Genomic DNA, 22,512 nt, shown 5'->3' with positions numbered 1-22,512 from the left:
TGGGAATCAAAAAGAAAATTATCTGACCAACTATTGACTCATCAATGGATAAAATAACTTTTCCACCAATATAAGCACCTATAAGCGCTGTAGGTATGCCATATCCAACAACTTTCCATATTATTTTAGAGTTTTTAAAGTAATTGTAAATTGCTGAAAATGTGCCTAAAGTAGAAACTAATTTTTCTTGCCCTAATGCTAATTGTGGGGGCATTCCAGTAAGGATAAATGCTGGCACAAGTATTAAACCAGCACCACCAGCAACAGCATCTAAAAAACCAGCCACAAAAGATGCAACCACTAGAACTAATACACCAATTAACAAGTAATCTGCTAACAATGACCCTTCAATAAACATTTTATTCTCCTTTATTTTGCAAAATCAACGCTGATGTGTCTAAATTCCCATCGCCATTTTTCATTAATTTTTGATATTTATCATATACGTTTTTGGTAAATGACAAATCTGTTTTGTTATTTATTGTCCTATCTAGGCAATAGCCTAAATCTTTAACCATCCACTTGATGGCAAAACCAAAGTCAAACTCTCTTTTGCTCATTGTTAACGCCCTATTTTCCATTTGCCAAGATTGTGCAGCCCCACCTGATATAGCTGATAGTAATTTTTCAATATCTATGTTTTCACTTTCTGCAAATAAAATTCCGTCAGATAATCCTTGCAAAACTCCAGCAATGCATATTTGATTTACCATCTTTGCTAATTGCCCATATCCATGGCTACCCATTTGAGTTATATTTTTTGCATAGTGTTTTAATACTGGATTTACTGCTTGTATGGTTTTTTCATTACCACCAGCCATAATACTTAATTGAGCATTTATTGCCCCAATTTCACCACCACTAACAGGTGCATCAATAGATTCAATATCTTTTTCTTTAAAAGACGCTGCTAGTTTTTGAGCCAACTTATGCGAAGTGGTTGTATGGTCAATAACAATCGAACTATTAATATTTTGCAACATGCCATTTTCTGCATAAATAATTTCCTCAACATCCTCATCCTTTCCAGCGCAGATTAGTATCATATCTGCTTTTGCAATAGCATTTTTAATTGAACTAGCAATACTTCCATAGTATTTATCTGCCCATTCTTCTGCCCTAGTTATTGTTCTATTCCAAACAGTTACAGAAAAATCATGATTTTTTGATAAATGCCCAGCCATAGGAAACCCCATAACACCTAACCCTATAAATGTAATATTTGTAATTTTTTTCATGATTAACTCCTTAACACTAATTGATTATGCAGGTGATTTTGGGGTGTATCTTTCATGCCGAATAAGCGCATTAACCACCTTTCATTGCCATTGTATTCTGGAGTAAATTGACTTCGTTTATGCATTGTCTCTTGGTTTTTGAATATTAGAAAATCACCCGTTTCAAAAGCTATTTTTAAGGGATTGATTTTATTTACAAGTATCTCGTTGATCTTGTTTAGTGCTGTACTACTTGAATTGTTGGTTGATTGAATGTTATGAAAGTCATATCTAGAATAATATTTGCCATTAAATTTAGTAAAAAGCGGAGCATTTTTTATACTTGGATTTCCGTCCTCAAAAGAGTCTGGGCGTTGAATATTAAACTGATTAGATTGTGCTATTTTAATTTCATCATCACTCATAAATTCTACAATATCTTTTAAATCTATGAGCTCTGTTATTGCTTGACTATCTCCCCTTAAACAATACAACGCTAAATATTCTAAACATGGCGGTCTTTTTGACTCTTCGCCAATTAATGACAAATCAGGGTTATCTACATGAAAATTAAACTCTAAATAACCATGGGAACCGATTTGACTATTTTGACTTATTTTTGGAACAATATGCCTAATTGCTTTACCTGAGTTTTCTCCAGTGTATGAAATTGGCATAATTTTCATTAAACCAAACATGGCAAATAAAAACTTAGCTGATAACATCACGTGTTCACTTTCAATATACCCTGATGTTACAGGTGTATCTGGTAGGTTTCCTATAGGGCAACCTCTTATTAAAATTGCTGTTTCATTACTACTGGAAAAGTTTGTTAAAGTATTTAGTAACGCTTTATCTAAAACTCTTCTTAATTCATTTGACCAACTATCCATATTTTCTAAAAAATAGATATCATTATTGGATTTGTGATTTTCTTGCCACAAAAAATCTCTCAATCCATCTAATTCGTACATTTCCAATTTGACCTCCTTTGTTGTTTGATACATAACGCCTAACATCACCGGCAAAATAAAGCTGCATAGCGAAGCGGCGCGGCTTTATTTCGTCCGAGTGCATGTTCTTGTTAGGCATTTTATACCTCTGGCAAAAACGTGCCTATTATACTCAGCACAAACAATAAACCACCCAGCACCAAACCCACCCAATTCCAACCTGTGAACTTTTCATTATTTTTAAATTCAGCATCCAAGTGCTTATTAACTTCTAGTGCAACATTGTTAGCAGGGATCAGGAGTGCAAAACTGAAAAATGAAATAAGCCAGAATGGGTCTGGCAGTCTCCATAATGCTTGTAGAATGAAATAAACGAATGCAAGCAAACCTATAGATAATGATTCTTGTATATTCCTTTCACCTGCAACGGTTTTAATATGCTTGAAACAACTATATGCCCAAAGTGGTGCGAAAAACGCCCTCCAGAATGGCATGATATTCTGTTCAGTTCGTTCCTTAATTAATACCCAGTTTTTATAAAACCAATACAACTCATATATACCGAATGTACATATCGACATTAGCATCAGTTTAAGAGTTGACGTTGTAAAAAAGTATACCTCAGAATTTTTTACAGTATCAGTTTCAACAGAACTTGTTGCTGACTCGTTCGTATTCATATTTTCTTGCATTTGGCTCTCCTTGTTTTGATGCCTAACGCTTGAATTCAGCTGCCGCGTTAGCGGTCGGCTGGAATGATTTGTTAGGTTTATGGCCTAATATAGGAATAACCCTTTTCTTGTAAAATCATAATTCTATCAACACCAGCATTAACTTGCTGGACACCTTCAAGAAGTTTAGGAAGCTTTCCTGTCTTTTTGGCAATTTTTTTCATAGTATTGCCACAAGCACTAAAAGTAATATTACTTTGCGATAGACTTGTAACTCTTGATGCTTGTTTGCTTTTACTTGTCATCAAGCTAAGTCCAGGACCGTAAGCAACAATTTCAATTATGACATCATCAAGTCCATAAATTTTTTGTAAATTAACAGCATTGTTTAATGCGATTTTTTGAGTCCTTGGATCATCAGTGCTTACTTGAATTACTAATTTATGTTGAATATCATTGTCTTCTGTAGCATAGGCATTGCCAAAAATTAATAATACAAGCATCATTGCACTTATTTTTTTAATTGTTTTCATTTTTATTTCCTTAAGCTTTCATCTCTCTAAAATTTGTTAAGTTTTGCACGAGATGAGTATGCAAAACCTAACGCCTAAATCAGCGCGCAGTTTAAAGAGGTAGGACTTTTGCGTCTTTTTGCAAAAGGCATGACGCTTTAAACTGTCCGCTGGATTTTTTTGTTATGTGTTTTAGGATCATCATCTGCTTATATTTTTAACAATTGAAGCAGACTCAGCCGTCCCTTCTGGTTTATCAGAGAAGGTTGTAATTTTATAGTGCTGACATGAAAATTTTAGAAAATCATCTATATCATCGAGATTTATATTTCCTTTTATTAAGTCGTTGGGATGTATGCTGATGATTAATTTATCAGATACATTAAGAGATTTTGAGGCATCTATATAGCTTTCAATAATTTCTTTAATAGCAGTTGCCCTATTAATATTCGTGATTCGACCGTGATTAGTGCTAATTAGAGGGATTGTAACTACTGAATTACGTCCTGATTCTAAAGCAATATATATCCACAATTTTGATAAACTAAGTAAAAAATCATCAACTGATGATTCAACCCGATTATTTTCTTTCCTTGAATTGACTAGCAAATAGAATAGTTTTTCATTCTGCTCAATCTCAATAGTTGTGCCAATTTCATACTGCGAGCGTGTTGAATCTATTTTTTTTGAAATATCAGTTGCCAAGTGTTCTTCTTTTCCTGAGTAGAACTCTGTAATAAGTTTATTTTGAAGACTTTTTGCTTTTTTTACATTGCCTCCAAGCGAAACATCAAAACAATTATTGAATGGGATGACCAGTGAGCCTTTGTTTTTAAATGCATCTCCAACCCTTACTTCAATAAAGTTATCTTTATCTCTCAGTTGATATAAAAAAACAGTTTTTGGTTTGTTTTTAATAAGGGCTATCGCCAGTATGACAATGGATACTATAACAAATAGCCAAATGCTTTTTGTTATAGTGTCAATCTTTGCATCTGTTGAATAACTAGCCATTTCAACAAAGAGCCAAAATAGACCTATGCCGGTAACAAAGTCGGCTATTATTGACTTATAACTTCGCAACCACCTTTTTAAGCTGTACATTACAGATCCAAATCTTCATAAACAGATGCTTTGTAATAATATGCATCCGTTTCTCTTTTTTGCCTGTGACTAGTATCTGAAGATTCCCAGTTATCAATAGCATATTCAATTATTTTTTGATTGAAACTAATGTGGATAGCCAGCTCATCATTCAGGATAGCTGGGCAAAGATTAGAATCTTTACTCCTTTTTCCATTCAAATTTACAACAATAATAGGAATATTTCTTTTTATGGCTTGTTCGACTTCCCATCTAACAAATTTATAAAGATTCTTTGTGGTATTCCCTACAAGCAAAATAAACACTTTTGTATTGCGTAATCTTTCTGCCAATTTGGCTTTTATCGTTTCTTCTGATGAATAGGACATCAAATTATTTAGGTCATGCGCATCATAGAAATTAAAAGAAGTGTTGTCATTTTTTTTCCAAGCCTGCATTAACCTGTAATAACGAATATCGTTATCAGCATCAAACGCTACATAGGTTTTATTTGTGTAAGTTGCCATTGTTTATATTCCTTCCATTCTATTTTTGCGTATTAGTACTGCAATCTGTCTTTGACACATAACGCCTAAATCAGCGGCAGTTTAAAGTGGCGCGGCTTTTTGCGAATAGCAAAAACCGTGACGCTTTAAACTGTCCGCTGGATTTTTTTGTTAGGCATTTGATGGCTATATTTAACTCGACACAACCATTACAATAAACACGGCTATGCCCAATGATACAGAAACTAACGTCAGCTTGCGTAACTTTGGCATCTGCCATGCCATAATAAAACCTGAAATGAGCAATAATAGCAAAGCAGTGGCAAATGCAGCGGCATATACTTTAAATGGAGTACCACCTTTTGCTTTGTGTAATTGCACAAATTGTCGATGCCAGCCTGTATTTTTTATTTCTAGTTTAGCTATTAATGGTTGTGATGTTGGTTCTATAATAATATCCATATTTGAACCAGTCCATTCTAGCCTGAAAGAAGCACCAATTCTTTTAATTTTAGCGTGACCTGATGGCTCTTCTAAATCTTTTTTTTGTAATTCTTTTTTTGCTAACGCAATAAGCTCATCAAGCTCGCCTTGAATAGGTTTTTTAAGGTGTAATTCATGAGTACTTGTATCGTAATTGCCTTTTATGCCCCAAGTATAAAGAGCACCTGTCACAAAAAACATTATTGCTGCTGGTAAGATAAAGGCCGCTAAAAGTGCATGCACTTTNATAGGACTTAGCTACAATTCCGCTATGATTTTCGATTTTAGTTTCAATTTCTTTTTGAGTAAATTCCAAGTTTATTAATTTTGGTATAACACCTAAAACATCTGCAAAGGAACTTGCAACACTTAAAAACACTTCTTTTTTTAAGGCTAGTTTTTGTTCGGATTGAAATTTTAGTTTTTCATGTTCTAGTAAAGCTATTTGTCTTTTTTCATTCCCTTTATTTGTCAACCAGACCCCTAAAATAGTAAGAAGCGACGCTATAATTGCGCTCCAAATAACATTTGGCACTTTAGAAAACCAGCAAATAATTTCGCCCATAAATGTGTCCTTGATTGGCCTAACTATTATTATAAGGACATATTATCCTTACATTACGATATTAAAATTAAAAGCCTGTAAAAAACAGTGTATTTCAATCTTTTTAGGGATAAAATACAAATAATTTACCTGATATACGATATTAGTAGAAATTTTCTTTCTATATTGTTTTTAATTATATGATAACAGAAAAAATAAATAAAAAACCGATTATTGCCGAAATGCGAGAGGTGATGAGACGGATGAACTACGCTTATAAAACTGAAAATACTTATTGTGATTGGGTTAAACGTTTTATTAAGTTTTCAGGGATGAAGGATAGAAGTGAATTGTTCGAGGATTCTGAAAGCAAGGTAGAGACTTTTTTAACGGATTTGACGGTGCGACAAAATGTGGCTGCTAGCACGCAAAATCAGGCGTTTAATGCGTTGGTATTTTTATATAAAGAAGTGTTGAAAAGAGTGCTTGAAAATGTGCGAGCAACGCGTTCTCGTAAAACGCCTAGAATTCCCGTGGTGTTGAGCGTTAATGAAGTGCAGAAAATTTTGTCAAAATTACAAGAAAAAAATGCGTTAATGGTGCAAATATTGTATGGCGGTGGATTGCGAATTTCTGAACTGGTGCGTTTGCGTGTGCAGGATATTGATTTTGAATACTGCCAAATTACGGTGCGTGATGGAAAAGGTAAAAAAGACAGGGTAACACCGCTGGCAAAAAAAATTATACCGTTATTGCAAACGCATATAGAACAAAGAAGGCAGGGACATCAGTTGGATTTGGCACAGGGATTTGGTAGCGTGTATTTGCCGAATGCGTTGGCAAAAAAGTATCCGAATGCGGATAAAGAATTTGGTTGGCAGTATGTTTTTGCTAGTAGAAATATTGCAACTGACCCGAGAAGTGGCGTTGATAGGCGCCATCATATTGACCAATCAGCAGTGAATAAGGCTATTAAAGTGGCAGTTAAAAAGTGCAGAAGTATTGATAAGAAGGTCTCAGCGCATACATTTAGGCATTCGTTTGCCACGCATTTATTACAAACTGGCACGGATATTCGCACTATCCAAGCCCTACTTGGACATAGTGACTTACAAACGACGATGATTTATACTCATGTTTTAAAGCAAGGTGGGCAAGGGGTGGTGTCGCCGTTAGATAGATTGTGAATTTTTCCAATACAGAATTATTTTTAGTCGGCCTGATTTTTATGTGGGCGGGGTTTGTGCGTACGGGGCTTGGGTTTGGTGGTGCGGCATTGGGTTTGCCGTTGATGCTGTTGGTAGGTGCATCGCCTGTTTATTGGTTGCCTGTTATTGGGCTGCATTTATTGTTTTTTTCATCGCTGAGTTTGTTAAAGTCAATTAAAGAGGTGGATTGGGCATACTTAAAATCTGCATTGGTGTGGATTATCCCGCCAACTTTGGTTGGGGTGTTTGGCTTGATTGCATTGCCTGATAGAGTGATGATCGTGTTTGTTTATTCGATTACAATTTTTTACGGCATTATTTGGATTTTTAATCAAAAAATTACCTCGCATCAACCTTGGGTGGATAAATGTTTATTGATTTTTGGCGGCTATGTGGCAGGCACTTCGCTGACGGGTGCGCCACTTATAGTGGCAGTGTTTATGCATCATGTGGCGAGGCAATATTTGCGCAATACTTTATTTGTATTATGGTTTATTCTGGTGAGTATCAAGATGTTGACTTTTGTGGCAATGGATGTGATGATTGATTGGCAATTATCTGTATTATTAATCCCTGTGGCAGCGATTGGACATGTAGTTGGACTCAAATTACACGATAAAATTATTGCCAACGATCAACGGTTTAAAAAGTGGATTGGTTCGGCGTTATTGTTGATTAGTTCGTTTGGGCTTTTGAAGTTGTTTTTAAGTTAAAATCAACCCTATGAATGAATATATTCTAATTCTTGTTAGTACCATTTTGGTGAATAATTTTGTCTTGGTAAAGTTCTTAGGCTTGTGTCCATTTATGGGTGTGTCAAAGAAAGTTGAGACTGCAATTGGCATGGGCTTTGCGACGACTTTTGTGTTAACTTTGGCGAGTGTGAGTAGTTATTTGATTAATACTTATATTTTGCTTCCGTTTGAGATGGAGTATCTGCGCACCGTTGCTTTTATTGTGGCTATTGCTGGCGTGGTGGGTTTTACAGAGTTGGTGGTGAATAAAACCTCCCCTGTTTTACATCAGTCTTTAGGCGTGTTTTTGCCATTGATTACGACAAATTGTGCGGTGTTAGGCGTTGCTTTGTTGAATGTCAATCAAGACAATGGATTTTTGGCATCGGCAGTGTATGGCTTTGGTGCGGCAATTGGCTTTTCTTTTGTGTTGGTGTTGTTCTCAACAATTCGTGAGCGACTTGAGGGGGCGGATGTGCCTTTAGTTTTTCAAGGTGTGCCAATTGCGCTTATTACCGCAGGACTCATGTCAATGGCATTTATGGGTTTTATTGGATTAGCCTAAGGCCGCTATGTTTGACGCTATTATTATTTTTTCTGTGTTGTCGCTAATCTTGGGTTTAATCTTGGGCTATGCGGCAATTAAGTTTAAAATTGATGGCAATCCCTTGGTTGACCAAATTGATGCGCTCTTGCCGCAAACACAATGTGGGCAGTGTGATTTTGCAGGGTGTCGTCCTTATGCTGAAGCAATTGCCAAGGGGGAGGCGCAAATCAATCAATGTCCACCTGGTGGACAAGACGGTGTGGATGCTTTAGCAGAATTGCTAGATGTAGAAACATTATTATTGAATGAGGAGTTCGGAGAGAATACAACCGATCATGTGGTTTATGTTGATGAGCAGGTTTGTATTGGTTGCACTTTGTGTATTCAAGCCTGCCCAGTGGATGCCTTTGTTGGCGCTTCCAAGGTAATGACAACGGTTATTGAAGATGAGTGCACAGGGTGTGATTTGTGTATTCCGGTGTGTCCTGTGGATTGTATTCATATTAAGGCGTTAGAGACAACTTTGGGCAACTATGTTCCAGATTTAAAGGAGATAGCGCATGGCTAGTTATACCTTTAAAGGTGGGGTGCATATTCCTAATCTATATTTGGTAAAAAAACCAGAAGTTAGGCAAGTTGCCCCACCAGAACAAGTAGTATTGCCTTTGCAACAAAGGGTTGGTGGTAAGCAAAAACCTTGTGTGAAAGTAGGTGATAAGGTATTAACGGGGCAAGTCATTGCAAAAACGCTAGGTAAATACCCAACCTATATGCATGCTTCTATCTCAGGCGTGGTTTTGGCTATTGAAAAACATCCCATACCACATCCATCAGGTATTGATGGCGTATGTATTGTCATTGATTCTGATGGCAGGGATAAATGGATTGAGATTGAGAAATGTGACCAAGATTTTTTAAGATGTGCGCCTAGCAAAGTTATTCAAAGAATTCGTGAAGCAGGTATTGTTGGTATGGGCGGTGCAGGATTTCCAACACATATAAAAATATCCAATGCACAAGGCGCACAAACCTTGATTGTGAATGCTACTGAGTGTGAACCAGATATTATGTGTGATGATGCTTTAATGCAACACTACCCCCGTGAAATCATTCGTGGTGTGGAAGTCTTGATGCACGGGTGTGGTGCAAGAAAAGCAATCATCGCGATTGAGAATGATAAGCAAGAAGCTTTTAACTCGCTTTTGATGTATAACTTTAATGAACATATTGAGATTGTTCAGATTCCGACCAAATACACTTCTGGTGCGGAAAAAATATTAATTAAGACCTTGCTTGATATTGAAATACCCTCAGGAGAATTTGCTTCGGACTATGGGGTGTTGTGTCAAAATGTTGGCACAGTTAAAGCGATTTACGATGCAGTTATTGATAATAAGCCTTTAATTTCACGCATTGTGACAGTCACCGGCTCTGCTGTGAAAGAGCCAAGAAATTATGAGGCAAGACTGGGCACATCATTTGCATCGGTTGTGGCACAATCCAAGCCAAACAACAATTTACACCAGATTAGAATGGGTGGTATGATGATGGGGGTTGATGTGCCAAGTGTACAATATTCAATTTGCAAAACCACCAACTGTATTTTTGTTAATAACGCTACACTAAAACCAAGTACACAATCCTGTATTCGTTGCGGACAATGTAATGAAGTTTGCCCAGTAGGCTTATTGCCACAACAGTTGTTTTGGTATGCTAAGAGTGAGAATATGGACAGGGCAATGGATTATAATCTAAGAGATTGTATTGAATGTCGTTGTTGTGATATAGTTTGCCCCAGTCATATTCCATTGGCGCAGTATTTCTCATTTGCTAAAGCATTGTATTACAAGCAGACGAAAGAAAAGCAAAAAACGGATATTGCTAGAGAGCGATTTGAATTTAAAGAGTTTAGAGTTGAGCGCAATAAGACAGAGCGTGCTGAGATGATGGCAAGAAAGAAAGAAGAATTGAAAAAGAAAATGGCAGAAGATAAAACCCAAAAAGACAAAATAGCACAGGCAGTGGCAAGGGTGAAAAATAAAGGAGTTTTGAGAAAATGACAGTAGTGTTTAACTCAACCTCGCAGATGATGCGCCAAGTTATTTATGCACTTGTAGTGGGCATTAGTGTGGCTTATGCTTTTTTTGGCTGGGGCGTTATCGTGCAAATACTCTTGGCAGTGGTAGTGGCAATTGTAGTAGAGGCAACATTTTTAAAAATCAGAAAACACCCTATTAAGCCTGCAATTGCAGATGGCTCTGCTGTTTTAACAGCCGTCTTATTGGCGATTTCTATTCCCAGTATTGCCCCTTGGTGGATTGTTGTTGTGGGCGTGAGTTTTGCCATTATTTTTGGCAAGCAACTGTATGGTGGCTTGGGCAATAATCCTTTTAATCCAGCGATGTTGGGCTATGCTTTCTTGCTGATTTCTTATCCGTTGCCAATGACAACTTGGGCAAGTGAGTTTGTCAATTTCAGCCAAGCATTAGATGTGATTTTTAATCTTAATTCCAATATGGTGGACGCACTGAGTGGTGCAACCCGATTAGATGATGTAAAAACTCAACTGGGCTTAGGTAAGATGATGAGTGAATTAAACCCATATTCAGGCGCTCAGGCATGGGTCAATGCAGGCTTCTTGTTGGGTGGGTTATATTTACTTGCTAGGCGTGTTATTTTTTGGCACATTCCAAGTGCTTTTTTGTTAGGTATGGTGGTTACTGCATTTTTAGTGTCATTAGGTGATGGTGAATACCTACCTGTGCAAAATCACTTAATGCTCGGTGGCACAATGTTGGGTGCATTTTTTATTGCTACTGACCCAGTTTCAGCTAGCACCACACCAAAAGGACGATTAATTTATGGCTTTCTGATTGGCATGTTGATTGTGATTATTCGTACTTTTGGTGGTTATCCAGATGGGGTTGCTTTTGCTGTTTTATTGATGAATATTGTTGTGCCACTGATTGATTATTACACGCAGCCTAAGGTGTTTGGCAAATGAATAGAAAGCGCATATTTAAGGCTGGATTTTTATTGTTAGTCTTTAGTTTGGTCAGCGTATTTTTTGTCTCCCTTGTGCAAGATTCTACTAAGGAGCAGATCAAATATAATGAAGAACAATTATTGATTAAGCGTCTTGGTGAATTGGTTCAGGGCTATGACAATAATATTTTGCAAGATAAAATTTTAAAAGAAGTCAGTTTACACGGCATTAAACAAACGCTTAGTATTTACCCTGCTAAAAAGAATAATCACACTTTTGCCTACTTGATTGAACACACTTATCCAAATGGTTATAGTGGTAATATCCGTTTATTGACAGGCATTGGAAGTGACAAAAAACTTTTGGGTGTTCGTGTTATCACACATAAAGAAACACCAGGATTGGGCGATAAAATTGAAACTAAAAAATCAAATTGGATTAAGCAATTTAAAGGATTATCTTTGTCTGGTACGAATAAGAAGCAATGGAGGGTAAAGCGTGATGGTGGCATATTTGATGCCTTTACTGGCGCTACTGTCACCCCTCGTGCTATTGTGAATGCTACTTACCAAGTGTTGGAGCTATTTAATACCAAAGACTTTAAAGATGCAACTCAGTGATTTTGACTTTGACTTGCCTAAGTCACTGATTGCACAACATCCGTCAAAAAACAGGACAGATTCACGGCTTTTAATCGGACAATCAAATCTTATAGATGCACAGTTTCACCAAATAGGTGATTTTGTACAATCGGGTGATTTGTTAGTGATGAACAATACCAAAGTCATTCCAGCACGATTATTTGGACATAAAGACAGCGGTGGAAAAGTTGAAATAATGATTGAGCGGTTGTTAAATGACAAACAGGTGTTGGCAATGATTCGTGCCTCTAGAGCGCCACAAATAGGTAGTAAAATTACACTTGAAAATAGCGAAAAAGCGACCGTTTTAAATAAACAAGACGGTTTTTATACGCTTGAATTTGCCACCGATTCACTGCTTGCATTGTTAGATAATGTTGGGCATATCCCCTTGCCACCGTACATTGAGCGTACAGACGATGAACAGGATTTGAGTCGTTATCAAACCGTATATGCTAAACACGACGGCGCAGTTGCCGCACCTACGGCAGGATTGCATTTTGATGATGCTTTGCTTAATGCTTTAAAAGACAAAGGCATTAATTCGGCGTTCGTTACTTTGCATGTAGGTGCAGGCACTTTTCAACCTGTGAAAACTGACAATATCAAAGACCATACTATGCATAGTGAGTATTATGAGATTTCTCAAGATACCGTTGATAAAATTCATCAAACCAAAAAAAGTGGTGGGCGTGTAATTGCCATTGGTACAACGGCCGTTCGTTCTTTAGAGTCAGCTGCAAAATCTGGCACGCTTAAAGCCACACGAGAAGAAACTGATATTTTTATTTATCCAGGCTATGAATTCAAAGTCGTTGATATGATGGTAACTAACTTTCATTTACCTAAGTCATCCTTGCTGATGTTAGTGAGTGCCTTTATCGGACGAGATCGAATGATGGAAATGTATCAATATGCCATTGAACAAAAATATCGATTTTTCTCCTATGGAGATGCGATGTTACTGACTGGTAAAAATAGCAATGGCAGATAAACAACAAATATTGCGAGAAGTTTTTGGTTTTGATTCTTTTCGTCCCTTACAAGAACAAGCCGTTGATAAAATTTTAGCAGGTGAAGATGTTTTGTTGATTTTACCAACAGGTGGCGGAAAGTCTTTATGTTATCAACTGCCTGCATTATTAATGGAGGGGGTTTTGGTAGTGGTATCGCCTTTATTGGCGTTAATGCAGGACCAAATATTAGGTTTAGAAAATAAAGGTGTGAAAGCAGCAATGTTATCTTCTATGCAGACTATGGAAGAAATTCGAGCCACTGAAGCGGCGCTTAAAAATCAAGACATTAAAGTTTTGTTTGTTGCGCCAGAGCGCTTACAAAACGCCTATTTTTTATCATTTTTAAAGTCTATAAAAATTGCATTTTTTGCAGTGGATGAAGCGCATTGTGTCAGTGAATGGGGGCATGAATTCCGCGCGGATTATCGTCAGTTAGGTTTATTAAAAACGAATTTTCCTAATATTACTGTTGCTGCTTTTACGGCAACAGCAACGCATCAAGTAGAAAAAGATATTGTTGTACAGCTGAATTTCAAGCAAAAAGACAGTATTATTCGGGGCACAGTTTTTCGTGATAATTTGTATATCAGTGCTGCTGCTAGACAAGGGAATGGCAATCAACAGATATTAGATTTCTTAGAAAAACATCTGAATGAACAAGGTATTATTTACGCTCAATCCCGTGCTAAAACTGAAAGCTTAGCTAAGTTTTTACAAGAGAAGGGTCTCAGCGCTCAAGCCTATCATGCTGGACTGGATACCCAAAAACGCAAAGATATTTTTTCTGATTTTATCCACGAAAAAACCGATATTATGGTGGCTACTATTGCCTTTGGTATGGGTATTGATAAAAGTGACATTCGTTTTGTGGTGCATACCTCCATACCCAAAACTGTTGAGGCGTATTATCAAGAAATTGGCAGAGCGGGGCGCGATGGCTTGCCTAGTGATGTGTTACTGTTGTATTCCACTGCTGATATTGGGCAACAAGCGCGTTTTATTGAAGAAATAGAAAATGAAGATTATAAAAAACTGGCTTTCAAAAAACTTAATATCGTCAAGCAATATGCTTTTTCCGAGGGCTGTCGTCATCAGGCACTGAGTCGTTATTTTGACGATGAAATATCCCCTTGTGCCACGCTTTGTGATAATTGTACCGAACCTGATACTGAGCGACAAGATATTACTGAGTTAGCGCAGAAATTTTTATCCACCATTTATCGTACCGAGCAGTTATTCGGACAAAACTACATTATTGATGTTTTAAGAGGTTCGAAAGTTCAAAGAATTTTGAACAATAAACACGATGAGTTGACTGTTTACGGTATTGGTAAAGACTGTGGCAAGCCACAATGGAAAATAGTTGGCGACCGATTGTTGGAATTAGAAATAATCCAGGTTGCTGGTGAGTATGGCAGTTTGAAACTAACCGACAAAGCAAAACCCATTTTACAATCCGCAGCATCAGTGGATATACGTGCCACGCATTTTAAATCAAGCAAACCAAGTGTCGTCAAAAAATCTGCACCACCTAAGTATGATGTTGATGAAGCAATCTTTGAATCTTTGCGTGCGCTCAGATCGGAAATTGCAAGAGAAACCAGCATGCCTGCTTATATTATTTTTGATAATAAAACTTTACAAGAAATAGCTTATTTCTTGCCTAATAATGAAGCAAAGTTCTTGCAAATTAACGGGGTTGGCGCAGTCAAATATAAAAAATATGGTGAACAATTTTTGGCGTTAATTAACACGCTTCGCACTAACGATTTTCAAGAGCCAGAACACAAAAAAGTGGCGCAGGTAGAGCTAAAATATGAGGCTTCAAAACCTAAACAGCCTGATGTTCACTTACATAAAACTTATCATTCAACGCTAGTGTTAATTCAGCAAGGGTTATCAGTAGAAGAGATAATGAAAAACCGTGATTTTGCCACTTCTACCGTTTTAGGTCATATCAATAAATTGGTAGAAGAAAATTTGATTAATAATGTACAAAGACACACACTTTTTTCCCAAGTGCCACAAAATCCAGCACTTGATGATTGGGTAAAACAAGGCGTTGACTTAGTAGGTTCAGTTGAAAGTATTCAAAGTTATTTGGCGATATGCAAACAGTTGGAATATGGAAAAACTGATATAAATGAGGAGCAAGATGATGTATGAAAATACATTAGTAACAGTGGCAATTGAACCCAGTGAAATTCCATGGGTGAAAGTTTTTACTAAGCGAAAAGTTAAAGAATTTAGCCAATGTACAACAGCAGAAAAAGCTGAGATTTTTAGAATACTTGACATCACTGAAAAGTTAATGTTAAGTTATTTCAATGCAGATAAGATTAATATCGCCTCTTTTGGAAACTTATTACCCAAAGTCCACTGGCACATTATGGCGCGTTTTGAAACAGACAGTTACTTTCCAGAGCCAATGTGGGGGCAAAAACAAAGAGCGGCGCAGTTGGATTTACCCAGTTTTGAAGTATTTTTTACCCAATTACAAAATAAACTGTGAGTGCCTTTATCAAACGAGAGCGAAGGATGGAAATTTATCAATATGCCATCGAACAAAAATATCGATTTTTTTCCTATGCTGATGCGATGTTATTAAATAAACAAAAAATATAATGAGTGTTAAAAATTTAAAAGAGAAGCTAAATAATATTCTTAAAAAAGATGAGCCTGTTGTTGTTTCAATTAATGGCAAATGGGGCGTGGGGAAAACCTATTTCTGGCATCAATTTAAGGAGCAACTAACAGATAAAAAAGTGGCTTATGTTTCTTTATTTGGTAAAGAAACGATTTCAAGTATTCGAACAGATATATTTTTACAAGTTATTTCTAAACAGCAAAACAATTGGCGCAGGTTTAAAGGATGGTATTTTAAAAATATAAAAATCTCATATGGCGGCATCGGCATCGGTATTACTTTGCCTGATAAGCAGGATTTCAAGGATATTATTGTATGTTTTGATGATTTTGAAAGACTATCATCGTTAATGGAATTAGAAGAAGTTCTAGGGCTTATATCCGAACTAAAAGAACAAAAAAATTGTAGCGTTGTTATGATTTTAAATGAAGATGAACTGAGGGATAACAAGGAGACACTTGATAAATATAAAGAAAAGTTGATTGATTATGAATTTAGTTATGATCCAAGACCCTTTGAATCGTTAGAGATATTGCAAGATAAATTGACCGCCTTTAAAGATTATCCACTACAAGATTATTTAACAAAACATAAGATAAACAATATAAGGGTTATTAGTCGAATTATAAATGCATTAAATGATTTTTCTTTTATTGAGTCCCATATTAAAGATACGCCAGAAGTGACAACTGAGATAGTGGATAGTATTATCCAAATTGCCGCCATTAACGCGCAGAACTCTTCTTTTCGTGAATTTGTAGAATATACAAAAAAGCTATTTACCCCTGATGAATTTGAAGAAAATAAGAAGTATGAATATTTATTGTCCTTAGTTGATGGTGATAATAAGCATCATAAAGCCCTTTTCTTGGAAAGTAATGTTGTTTCTAGCCTTTTTAAATATTGCCAAACCTCACTTATCGATGAAGAATATTTTATAAAGATTGTTGAAGTTAAAATCAATAATCAGAATTTATCTTCTACGTATGAAAATATTAATGAAAAGCATCAATATGATATGTCGTATAAGAATAAGGCGTATGTATCAGATTTATGGAACTTATTAAAAGAACAAGGATATAAAATCAGTATTGCTGAATATACATTTCTATATCCTGGACATTTTATATACTATATTAAGCAATTAGAAACACTAGATGTTGAAAATAAAGCACAATATCGCAACTTTGCTCTTGGATGTTTAAAGGATTTTATCAGGGATAATCTTGATTGGATGCGAGATGATAGATCTGGAGCCCCACAAAAACTTTTAGATTTTGATCCAGAATTAGATAGTTATTACGAACAATGCACTGTTGAAAATCAACAAGAATCCGTTGACTCCAGTGAGAAAATAATAAGTTTGATGCATAATGTTATAAAAAATGGCAAGAGTAATGAGTTAGAGGCTCTATCTCAAATTCAGAAACCAAAGATAAAGCAGTATATATTAAGCGACGCAAGATACTTCAAAGAGACTTTTGATTTTTTGATGAGATGTAATGTTTATACCCCCAAAAATATGTAAGCAATATAGACCTTGTGCTTCGGGAATTGTCTCAATCTGAAGATAGTGATCATGTGTATAAAGCTAAGGAGGTGCTGGATTCTTTAGTAAAAGAAGAGGTGATAAAGCTACAAAATAGTGATGATATTTCAAAATAATTTAATCAAAGTTGAGGTTGAGTCCAGTGAACTCCCATGGGTTAAGGTTTTTACCCAACGAAAAGTTAAAGAATTCGGCCAATGTACAACAGCAGAAAAGACTGAGATTTCTAGAATACTTGACATCACTGAAAAGTTAATGTTAAGTTATTTCAATGCAGATAAGATTAATATCGCCTCTTTTGGAAACTTATTACCCTAAGTCCACTGGCACATTATGGCGCGTTTTGAAACAGACAGTTGTTTCCCAAAGCCAATGTGGGGGCAAAAACAAAGAGAGTCAAAGTTAGATTTACCCAGTTTTGAATAACTAAAAAACAAATTAAAATTTCTTATTTCGAGTGAGTTAGACTTAACCTAGCAATTCAGTTTTTTACAAGGGGCGGGGGCAGAAAATCAGAGCGGGCTATAAATCAATTACTTTGACCACTTGATTTTTGTATAAAAAGCCCTTGTGGACGAGTCGACTTAATTTAAAATAAAAAAATGGAAAAAATTGCTATCAATCCCCAGCGTTTAAAATGGTGTTGTGAAACTTGGAAAGGGTCTATATTGATTGCGAGCAGTTGCAAGAGATTTGTGCACAGCATGGTGTGTTTTCTTTGCCTGTGGTGCAAGTCTTTTTTATGGGGCAGAAGTTTATTGAAGAAATGCGTGGGTTTTCACTTATGGGTTGAATTCGCCTGAGTATTTAAAGCTTGTTTTTGATTTTTTGTAAGTGTGGCATATTAAGTTGCAATTCACTTGCGAGTTTTAGTGTTCGTTTTAGCCTTTGAGGGGCTGACCTACCCATACATTGGTGTGACAAATCACCTTCAAAGGCGAGCAGCATGCCTTTTTCTAACTCATCCTCAACAAAAATTTTGCCAGTGAGTGCGCTTTGTAGTTTTAAAATATCGCTTGATACATTGCGCATTAGCTTGAGATGATTATTACGCAGGTCCTCAACTGTACTGCCCGTTTCAATTGCCAAGCCTGCGATATTAGTCGTTAGAATATAGAGATTTTTTAGTACCAACTCAAACAGCAGTTCTTTGTCGTTAGCAACAGCATGTGCTGGAATATCAATCAGTGCCAATGATGCCACCAAAATTTGCGCTTTAGCTCCAAATACCGGTGAGGAAATCAACACCTTAGAATCCATGCCCTTCTTCTTTTCAAACCACACTGAAATCACTGTTGGGTCAATAAAATTGTGTGTCGCCCAATCGCGTGGCAACAACTCATTTTGCATCATTGCGACACGGTCTTTCCATGCATTAGGAATAGATTTTAGGGCTGATTGTAAATCTCCTTCTCCGGCACAAACCAAGATAAATTCAGGGTCAATAGACGCGCACAACTCGTCAATATCAGTGGTTCTGGTGATGGGGTAAACAGGGTAGTTATTTTTTAAAAAGGCGCGTGCAAATACGCTACCTAATTCGCCGATACCTAAGACAATAATGGGGTTTTTCATTTTAAAATACCTAACAAAGTTTTACCCATAGTTGCAGGAGTTGGCGAAATAGCCACGCCTGCATTTTTTAGGGCTTTGATTTTATCTTCTGCCTTGCCCGAGCCACCACTAATTACTGCACCTGCATGACCCATACGCTTGCCTTTTGGTGCAGTGAGTCCTGCAATATAAGACACCACAGGTTTTGACACATTGAATTGAATGTATTCTGCCGCTTCTTCTTCAGCTGAGCCGCCAATCTCGCCAACCATAATGATAGACTCAGTTTGCTCATCGGCTTCAAATAATGCTAAACAATCAATGAAGCTCATCCCGCTAATAGGGTCACCACCAATACCAATACAAGTGCTTTGGCCAAGTCCAGCTTGAGTGGTTTGATGTACGGCTTCGTAGGTGAGTGTCCCCGAACGAGAGACCACACCAACACTACCAACTTGGTGAATATTGCCCGGCATAATACCCAATTTGCACTCATCAGGGGTAATGACACCGGGGCAGTTTGGACCAATCAAGGTTGAGTTTGAATCTTTTAAAATCGCTTTAACCTTAAGCATATCTTGCACTGGAATACCTTCAGTGATACAAGCGATCACAGGCATTTGTGCTTCAATTGCTTCAACAATTGAAGCATAGGCAAAACGCGGCGGCACATAAATCATCGTGGCATTGGCACCTGTTTCATTCATCGCCTCAATAACTGAGTTAAACACCGGTAAGTTTAAGTGTGTTTGTCCACCTTTGCTAGGGGTTACGCCACCAACAAACTGTGTACCGTAAGCAATAGATTGCTCTGAATGGAATGTACCTTGTTTGCCAGTAAAACCCTGAGTGATAACTTTGGTGTTTTTATTAATCAGTACACTCATTTTGACTGCTCCTGAGATAATGCCACAATTTTGATGGCAGCTTGAGTTAAGTCTGCCTCAGTATAGATATTATATTTAGACCTACTTAATAATGCTAATCCTTGTGCAGCATTTGTGCCTTCCAAGCGTACGACAATAGGCAGGCTCAATCCCACCTTTTCAATGGCTTGCAAAATACCTTGTGCAATTAAATCACAACGCACAATACCACCAAAAATATTCACCAAGATACCGCTTACATTTGACTCAGTTTGGATCAACTCAAACGCCTTAGCAACCCGCTGTGCTGTTGTGCCCCCGCCTACATCTAAGAAGTTAGCAGGAGAGCCACCATGATGTTCGATCAAATCCATTGTTGCCATTGCCAGCCCTGCACCATTGACCATGCAGCCAATGGTGCCATCCAGTGAAATATAATTGAGTTGATGTTCGCTGGCTTTTTTTTCCTTTTCATCTTCTTGAGAAGTGTCACGCAACTGCAGGATATCTTCGTGGCGATATAAGGCATTATCATCAAAATCAATCTTACCATCAAGTGCTAATAAAGTGTTTTCCGCTGTAACAATCAGTGGATTAATCTCAATTAAACTCACATCTTTAGTGGTAAAAATTTCGTACAAACTCAGCAAGGTTTGGTTGAATTGCTTAGCTAATGTATCTGTAAGATTAAGTTGCTGGGCGATAGAATCACAATCTTGCGAGCTTAGTGTTCCAAGCGGGTCAACGCCAAATTTAATAATCTTATCAGGCGTTTCACTGGCAACTTTTTCAATATCCATGCCACCTTCGGTAGAAGCCAAAACAGTTATTTTTTGCGTTTGCCTATCCACTAACAAACCCAAATACAATTCACGCTCAATATTTTGCCCCGCTTCAATCAACAATTGGTTAATCGGTAAACCCTTAGCGTCGGTTTGTGGCGTAACCAACTGTGTGCCCAGTAATTGTTCTGCTACATGCGCCACCTCTGCCATTGAATGACACAAAATCACCCCGCCCCCTTTGCCCCGTCCACCCGTATGAACCTGTGCTTTTACCACCCAAACGCTGCCACCTAATTCTGAGCATGCTTTGCTTGATTGTTCTACAGTTGAAACTAAAACCCCTTTGGGGGTTTTAATGCTAAATTGGTTAAATAATGTTTTTGCTTGGTATTCGTGTATATGCATAATTTTTTTGTAATCAAGTCAAGAGCCAGTCAAGAAAACTATATTAATATAAATAACTGATTTATAATGTTTTTTTAAGTTTAAATGTATAATATTTTTGGTAAAATTAAGAGCCAGTCAAGAAAATATCATGCCCAAAATGGGTGATATCCACTTCTAGGGCTTTCTGTATCAGCAATTTTTATTAACCCTTTTGATAAGGCATTTTTAATCACTTTGCTGACCTGAGATTCATTGCCTTTTTTAATGCCAAATCTAGTACATAAGCTAGAATTCTTTAATTTCATGCCACTAATGTATTTGATGACTGCATGTTGATAACAAGCTCTAGTTCTTTCTTCTATTGTTAAATCTGCAAATGACCTATAGGCATACAAAATCACTTGTGTAGAGTTACCATACGTCCTAAATATTGGTGCAGGCAATTGAGCTTCTTCTACACTAAAAATGACCTTATCCACACCGCTTCCTTGTTCCTCGCAAAGTCTCATACGTCTCATAAGTCCTGCCAATCCTTCATTTCTTGATTTAGGCGGTAAGTCAATTATTCTTTCAATAGGGTTTAACGATTCCCCTGGATTGGTAACTTCTAAACGATTATTGAATAATTCAACTTGAGGTCCAGCACCTGTAATAGTCATATCCTGATGAATTAATGCATTTGCAATAATTTCTCTAATTGCTATTTTTGGAAAAGGTGCGTTGGTTTGACGATAAACTTCTCCAATGGTTTCACTATTTGGTAGTAAATTGTTAATATAGGTAACCAAGCCTTCAAGGGCGATTGCGTAACCCTTTAAGCCATCTTTTCTATGGCTAACCTCTGCTTTATTATCGCCATTGTAAGCAATAAAGCGCACCCCTTTTCTTGCAATAGATACACCAAAGTCATTTAAATCATTGGCTAGCAATAATGCACCCAGATTAAGAATATTCCATTTATTGCCTATATCTTTTTCAACAATATTATCCCTCTCAAGATATTGCAATATTTCATCAATACTTTGGGGTGAGGCTTGGCTGATCAATTTAAAATAAACCTTGTAAGCAAGATAATTTAACACTTCATCAGCAGTTAAAAACTGTTTTGCGACCTCATGTTCCCAAGTATAGGTCTGCAAATTTTTCATCAGTATTTGCATCTTATCAAGATGATCTGATAATTTAGGTGTTGCGCTACCAATTCTTACATAGGCCGTTCCATTAAACTCAATTGGTGTTATGGTTGTTGCAGGGATTTCCAATATCACAATATTGTCATCTTGGTGTGTAACTAATCTAAAATCACAATGTATAGAAGGACTTAATGCTTGAGATAATTTGAATTTTGTTATGCTTTTATTGTTAGGATTAAAATCAGTGCCGATAATACAACCATCGTCAGAAATCCCCCATAAGATATATGCATAATCTTTGTTAAGAATACGAGCAGAGTTGGATAATGCTGAACATAATTTACCGATTACCTTAGGATTGGTGTTATTGCTCTTAAATTCTAAAAGCTCGTTTTCTTTATCATTTAGAAGTATATTTATTAATTCTATATCTCTTTGTTTTCCCATAATCTTTATTTTTAAATCACACCTCCATTAAATCTTTTTCAAG

At 36.8% G+C, this 22,512-nt stretch carries 23 protein-coding genes and 2 pseudogenes; 13 read left to right on the top strand and 12 right to left on the bottom strand.

All coding sequences use genetic code 11. The features are described from left to right. The 8 genes from BHECKSOX2_RS04525 to BHECKSOX2_RS04490 all read right to left on the bottom strand — a co-directional run. Positions 1 to 358, bottom strand: a 358-nt coding sequence (locus BHECKSOX2_RS04525; protein ID WP_180323660.1) for a sulfite exporter TauE/SafE family protein, incomplete at its 3' end; no start/stop codon positions are given. Between the two features lies 1 nt (position 359). Then, on the bottom strand, positions 360 to 1,238 hold the full coding sequence (locus tag BHECKSOX2_RS04520; RefSeq protein WP_139682637.1) for an NAD(P)-dependent oxidoreductase: 879 nt from the start codon (positions 1,236 to 1,238) through the stop codon (positions 360 to 362). 2 nt (positions 1,239 to 1,240) lie between these two features. Continuing rightward, positions 1,241 to 2,191 (bottom strand): TauD/TfdA family dioxygenase, encoded by a 951-nt coding sequence (locus BHECKSOX2_RS04515; RefSeq protein WP_245391320.1) that lies wholly within the window; start codon positions 2,189 to 2,191, stop codon positions 1,241 to 1,243. Between the two features lie 119 nt (positions 2,192 to 2,310). Next, positions 2,311 to 2,862 (bottom strand): DUF4234 domain-containing protein, encoded by a 552-nt coding sequence (locus BHECKSOX2_RS04510; protein ID WP_139682635.1) that lies wholly within the window; start codon positions 2,860 to 2,862, stop codon positions 2,311 to 2,313. Between the two features lie 77 nt (positions 2,863 to 2,939). Then, the gene (locus tag BHECKSOX2_RS04505) at positions 2,940 to 3,374 is read right to left on the bottom strand and encodes a DsrE family protein (RefSeq protein WP_139682634.1); all 435 of its coding nucleotides are present in this window, start codon (positions 3,372 to 3,374) and stop codon (positions 2,940 to 2,942) included. A 180-nt stretch (positions 3,375 to 3,554) separates the two neighbouring features. Then, on the bottom strand, positions 3,555 to 4,457 hold the full coding sequence (locus BHECKSOX2_RS04500; protein WP_139682633.1) for a macro domain-containing protein: 903 nt from the start codon (positions 4,455 to 4,457) through the stop codon (positions 3,555 to 3,557). Beyond that, complete coding sequence (locus tag BHECKSOX2_RS04495; RefSeq protein ID WP_139682632.1) at positions 4,457 to 4,963, bottom strand: TIR domain-containing protein; 507 nt, start codon at positions 4,961 to 4,963, stop codon at positions 4,457 to 4,459. The genes BHECKSOX2_RS04500 and BHECKSOX2_RS04495 overlap by 1 nt, the downstream gene beginning before the upstream one ends. Positions 4,964 to 5,134: 171 nt before the next feature. Continuing rightward, positions 5,135 to 5,626, bottom strand: coding sequence for a PepSY-associated TM helix domain-containing protein (locus tag BHECKSOX2_RS04490; RefSeq protein WP_139682631.1), 492 nt, complete (start codon positions 5,624 to 5,626; stop codon positions 5,135 to 5,137). Between the two features lie 543 nt (positions 5,627 to 6,169). On the opposite strand from BHECKSOX2_RS04490, the gene BHECKSOX2_RS04480 reads away from it, so the two are divergent. The 13 genes and pseudogenes from BHECKSOX2_RS04480 (at position 6,170) to BHECKSOX2_RS04420 (ending at position 17,723) form a co-directional block, all read left to right on the top strand. Next, entirely contained in the window at positions 6,170 to 7,156 is a 987-nt protein-coding gene (locus BHECKSOX2_RS04480; protein WP_139682630.1) for an integron integrase, read from the top strand. Continuing rightward, positions 7,153 to 7,890, top strand: a complete 738-nt coding sequence (locus BHECKSOX2_RS04475; RefSeq protein ID WP_139682629.1) for a TSUP family transporter — start codon at positions 7,153 to 7,155, stop codon at positions 7,888 to 7,890. Before BHECKSOX2_RS04480 ends, BHECKSOX2_RS04475 begins: the two co-directional genes overlap by 4 nt. A gap of 10 nt (positions 7,891 to 7,900) precedes the next feature. Then, positions 7,901 to 8,476 (top strand): electron transport complex subunit RsxA, encoded by a 576-nt coding sequence (gene rsxA, locus BHECKSOX2_RS04470; RefSeq protein ID WP_090715709.1) that lies wholly within the window; start codon positions 7,901 to 7,903, stop codon positions 8,474 to 8,476. A 7-nt stretch (positions 8,477 to 8,483) separates the two neighbouring features. Further along, positions 8,484 to 9,026 (top strand): electron transport complex subunit RsxB, encoded by a 543-nt coding sequence (rsxB, locus tag BHECKSOX2_RS04465; RefSeq protein WP_090715694.1) that lies wholly within the window; start codon positions 8,484 to 8,486, stop codon positions 9,024 to 9,026. Beyond that, positions 9,019 to 10,518: an electron transport complex subunit RsxC gene (rsxC, locus tag BHECKSOX2_RS04460; protein WP_090715696.1), complete on the top strand. Its 1,500-nt coding sequence runs from the start codon at positions 9,019 to 9,021 to the stop codon at positions 10,516 to 10,518. The genes rsxB and rsxC overlap by 8 nt, the downstream gene beginning before the upstream one ends. Beyond that, complete coding sequence (locus BHECKSOX2_RS04455; RefSeq protein WP_139682628.1) at positions 10,515 to 11,462, top strand: RnfABCDGE type electron transport complex subunit D; 948 nt, start codon at positions 10,515 to 10,517, stop codon at positions 11,460 to 11,462. Before rsxC ends, BHECKSOX2_RS04455 begins: the two co-directional genes overlap by 4 nt. Next, positions 11,459 to 12,064, top strand: coding sequence for an electron transport complex subunit RsxG (gene rsxG, locus BHECKSOX2_RS04450; protein WP_090715699.1), 606 nt, complete (start codon positions 11,459 to 11,461; stop codon positions 12,062 to 12,064). The genes BHECKSOX2_RS04455 and rsxG overlap by 4 nt, the downstream gene beginning before the upstream one ends. After that, positions 12,051 to 13,079 carry a tRNA preQ1(34) S-adenosylmethionine ribosyltransferase-isomerase QueA gene (queA, locus tag BHECKSOX2_RS04445; protein ID WP_139682627.1) on the top strand — a complete coding sequence of 343 codons (1,029 nt, stop codon included), beginning with the start codon at positions 12,051 to 12,053 and terminating at the stop codon, positions 13,077 to 13,079. Before rsxG ends, queA begins: the two co-directional genes overlap by 14 nt. Beyond that, the gene (gene recQ, locus BHECKSOX2_RS04440) at positions 13,069 to 15,267 is read left to right on the top strand and encodes a DNA helicase RecQ (RefSeq protein WP_139682626.1); all 2,199 of its coding nucleotides are present in this window, start codon (positions 13,069 to 13,071) and stop codon (positions 15,265 to 15,267) included. Before queA ends, recQ begins: the two co-directional genes overlap by 11 nt. Further along, positions 15,260 to 15,613, top strand: coding sequence for an HIT family protein (locus BHECKSOX2_RS04435; protein ID WP_090715705.1), 354 nt, complete (start codon positions 15,260 to 15,262; stop codon positions 15,611 to 15,613). Before recQ ends, BHECKSOX2_RS04435 begins: the two co-directional genes overlap by 8 nt. After that, positions 15,610 to 15,726 (top strand): annotated as a pseudogene (locus BHECKSOX2_RS04430) (S-adenosylmethionine:tRNA ribosyltransferase-isomerase); the annotation flags it as partial. The gene BHECKSOX2_RS04435 and the pseudogene BHECKSOX2_RS04430, both read left to right, overlap by 4 nt. Next, entirely contained in the window at positions 15,726 to 17,276 is a 1,551-nt protein-coding gene (locus BHECKSOX2_RS04425; protein WP_139682625.1) for a P-loop NTPase fold protein, read from the top strand. The pseudogene BHECKSOX2_RS04430 and the gene BHECKSOX2_RS04425, both read left to right, overlap by 1 nt. 120 nt (positions 17,277 to 17,396) lie before the next feature. Beyond that, a pseudogene (locus tag BHECKSOX2_RS04420) lies at positions 17,397 to 17,723 on the top strand (HIT family protein). A gap of 381 nt (positions 17,724 to 18,104) precedes the next feature. Here BHECKSOX2_RS04420 and BHECKSOX2_RS04415 read toward each other — a convergent pair. From BHECKSOX2_RS04415 to BHECKSOX2_RS04400, 4 genes are all read right to left on the bottom strand, one after another. Continuing rightward, the gene (locus BHECKSOX2_RS04415) at positions 18,105 to 18,872 is read right to left on the bottom strand and encodes an NAD-dependent epimerase/dehydratase family protein (protein WP_139682624.1); all 768 of its coding nucleotides are present in this window, start codon (positions 18,870 to 18,872) and stop codon (positions 18,105 to 18,107) included. Then, complete coding sequence (sucD, locus tag BHECKSOX2_RS04410) at positions 18,869 to 19,738, bottom strand: succinate--CoA ligase subunit alpha (protein WP_139682623.1); 870 nt, start codon at positions 19,736 to 19,738, stop codon at positions 18,869 to 18,871. Before sucD ends, BHECKSOX2_RS04415 begins: the two co-directional genes overlap by 4 nt. Next, positions 19,735 to 20,907, bottom strand: coding sequence for an ADP-forming succinate--CoA ligase subunit beta (sucC, locus tag BHECKSOX2_RS04405; RefSeq protein ID WP_139682622.1), 1,173 nt, complete (start codon positions 20,905 to 20,907; stop codon positions 19,735 to 19,737). Before sucC ends, sucD begins: the two co-directional genes overlap by 4 nt. A 128-nt stretch (positions 20,908 to 21,035) precedes the next feature. After that, positions 21,036 to 22,469 carry an ATP-binding protein gene (locus BHECKSOX2_RS04400; protein WP_139682621.1) on the bottom strand — a complete coding sequence of 478 codons (1,434 nt, stop codon included), beginning with the start codon at positions 22,467 to 22,469 and terminating at the stop codon, positions 21,036 to 21,038. Positions 22,470 to 22,512: the final 43 nt, after the last annotated feature.

The sequence above is a fragment of the thiotrophic endosymbiont of Bathymodiolus puteoserpentis (Logatchev) genome (assembly GCF_900127505.1).
GTDB lineage: Bacteria > Pseudomonadota > Gammaproteobacteria > PS1 > Pseudothioglobaceae > Thiodubiliella.
This window is presented reverse-complemented; position numbering and strand designations above follow the sequence as displayed.

Bases quoted from the DNA above. Each gene is read 5' to 3' on its own strand.
- queA (WP_139682627.1), top strand. From the start codon at position 12,051: ATGCAACTCAGTGATTTTGACTTTGACTTGCCTAAGTCACTGATTGCA.
- BHECKSOX2_RS04435 (WP_090715705.1), top strand. From the start codon at position 15,260: ATGTATGAAAATACATTAGTAACAGTGGCAATTGAACCCAGTGAAATT.
- sucD (WP_139682623.1), bottom strand. From the start codon at position 19,738: ATGAGTGTACTGATTAATAAAAACACCAAAGTTATCACTCAGGGTTTT.
- BHECKSOX2_RS04500 (WP_139682633.1), bottom strand. From the start codon at position 4,457: ATGTACAGCTTAAAAAGGTGGTTGCGAAGTTATAAGTCAATAATAGCC.
- BHECKSOX2_RS04515 (WP_245391320.1), bottom strand. From the start codon at position 2,191: ATGTACGAATTAGATGGATTGAGAGATTTTTTGTGGCAAGAAAATCAC.
- rsxG (WP_090715699.1), top strand. From the start codon at position 11,459: ATGAATAGAAAGCGCATATTTAAGGCTGGATTTTTATTGTTAGTCTTT.
- BHECKSOX2_RS04495 (WP_139682632.1), bottom strand. From the start codon at position 4,963: ATGGCAACTTACACAAATAAAACCTATGTAGCGTTTGATGCTGATAAC.
- BHECKSOX2_RS04415 (WP_139682624.1), bottom strand. From the start codon at position 18,872: ATGAAAAACCCCATTATTGTCTTAGGTATCGGCGAATTAGGTAGCGTA.
- BHECKSOX2_RS04505 (WP_139682634.1), bottom strand. From the start codon at position 3,374: ATGAAAACAATTAAAAAAATAAGTGCAATGATGCTTGTATTATTAATT.
- recQ (WP_139682626.1), top strand. From the start codon at position 13,069: ATGGCAGATAAACAACAAATATTGCGAGAAGTTTTTGGTTTTGATTCT.
- rsxA (WP_090715709.1), top strand. From the start codon at position 7,901: ATGAATGAATATATTCTAATTCTTGTTAGTACCATTTTGGTGAATAAT.
- BHECKSOX2_RS04455 (WP_139682628.1), top strand. From the start codon at position 10,515: ATGACAGTAGTGTTTAACTCAACCTCGCAGATGATGCGCCAAGTTATT.
- BHECKSOX2_RS04480 (WP_139682630.1), top strand. From the start codon at position 6,170: ATGATAACAGAAAAAATAAATAAAAAACCGATTATTGCCGAAATGCGA.
- BHECKSOX2_RS04510 (WP_139682635.1), bottom strand. From the start codon at position 2,862: ATGCAAGAAAATATGAATACGAACGAGTCAGCAACAAGTTCTGTTGAA.
- BHECKSOX2_RS04490 (WP_139682631.1), bottom strand. From the start codon at position 5,626: ATGTTTTTTGTGACAGGTGCTCTTTATACTTGGGGCATAAAAGGCAAT.
- rsxB (WP_090715694.1), top strand. From the start codon at position 8,484: ATGTTTGACGCTATTATTATTTTTTCTGTGTTGTCGCTAATCTTGGGT.
- rsxC (WP_090715696.1), top strand. From the start codon at position 9,019: ATGGCTAGTTATACCTTTAAAGGTGGGGTGCATATTCCTAATCTATAT.
- BHECKSOX2_RS04400 (WP_139682621.1), bottom strand. From the start codon at position 22,469: ATGGGAAAACAAAGAGATATAGAATTAATAAATATACTTCTAAATGAT.
- BHECKSOX2_RS04520 (WP_139682637.1), bottom strand. From the start codon at position 1,238: ATGAAAAAAATTACAAATATTACATTTATAGGGTTAGGTGTTATGGGG.
- BHECKSOX2_RS04425 (WP_139682625.1), top strand. From the start codon at position 15,726: ATGAGTGTTAAAAATTTAAAAGAGAAGCTAAATAATATTCTTAAAAAA.
- sucC (WP_139682622.1), bottom strand. From the start codon at position 20,907: ATGCATATACACGAATACCAAGCAAAAACATTATTTAACCAATTTAGC.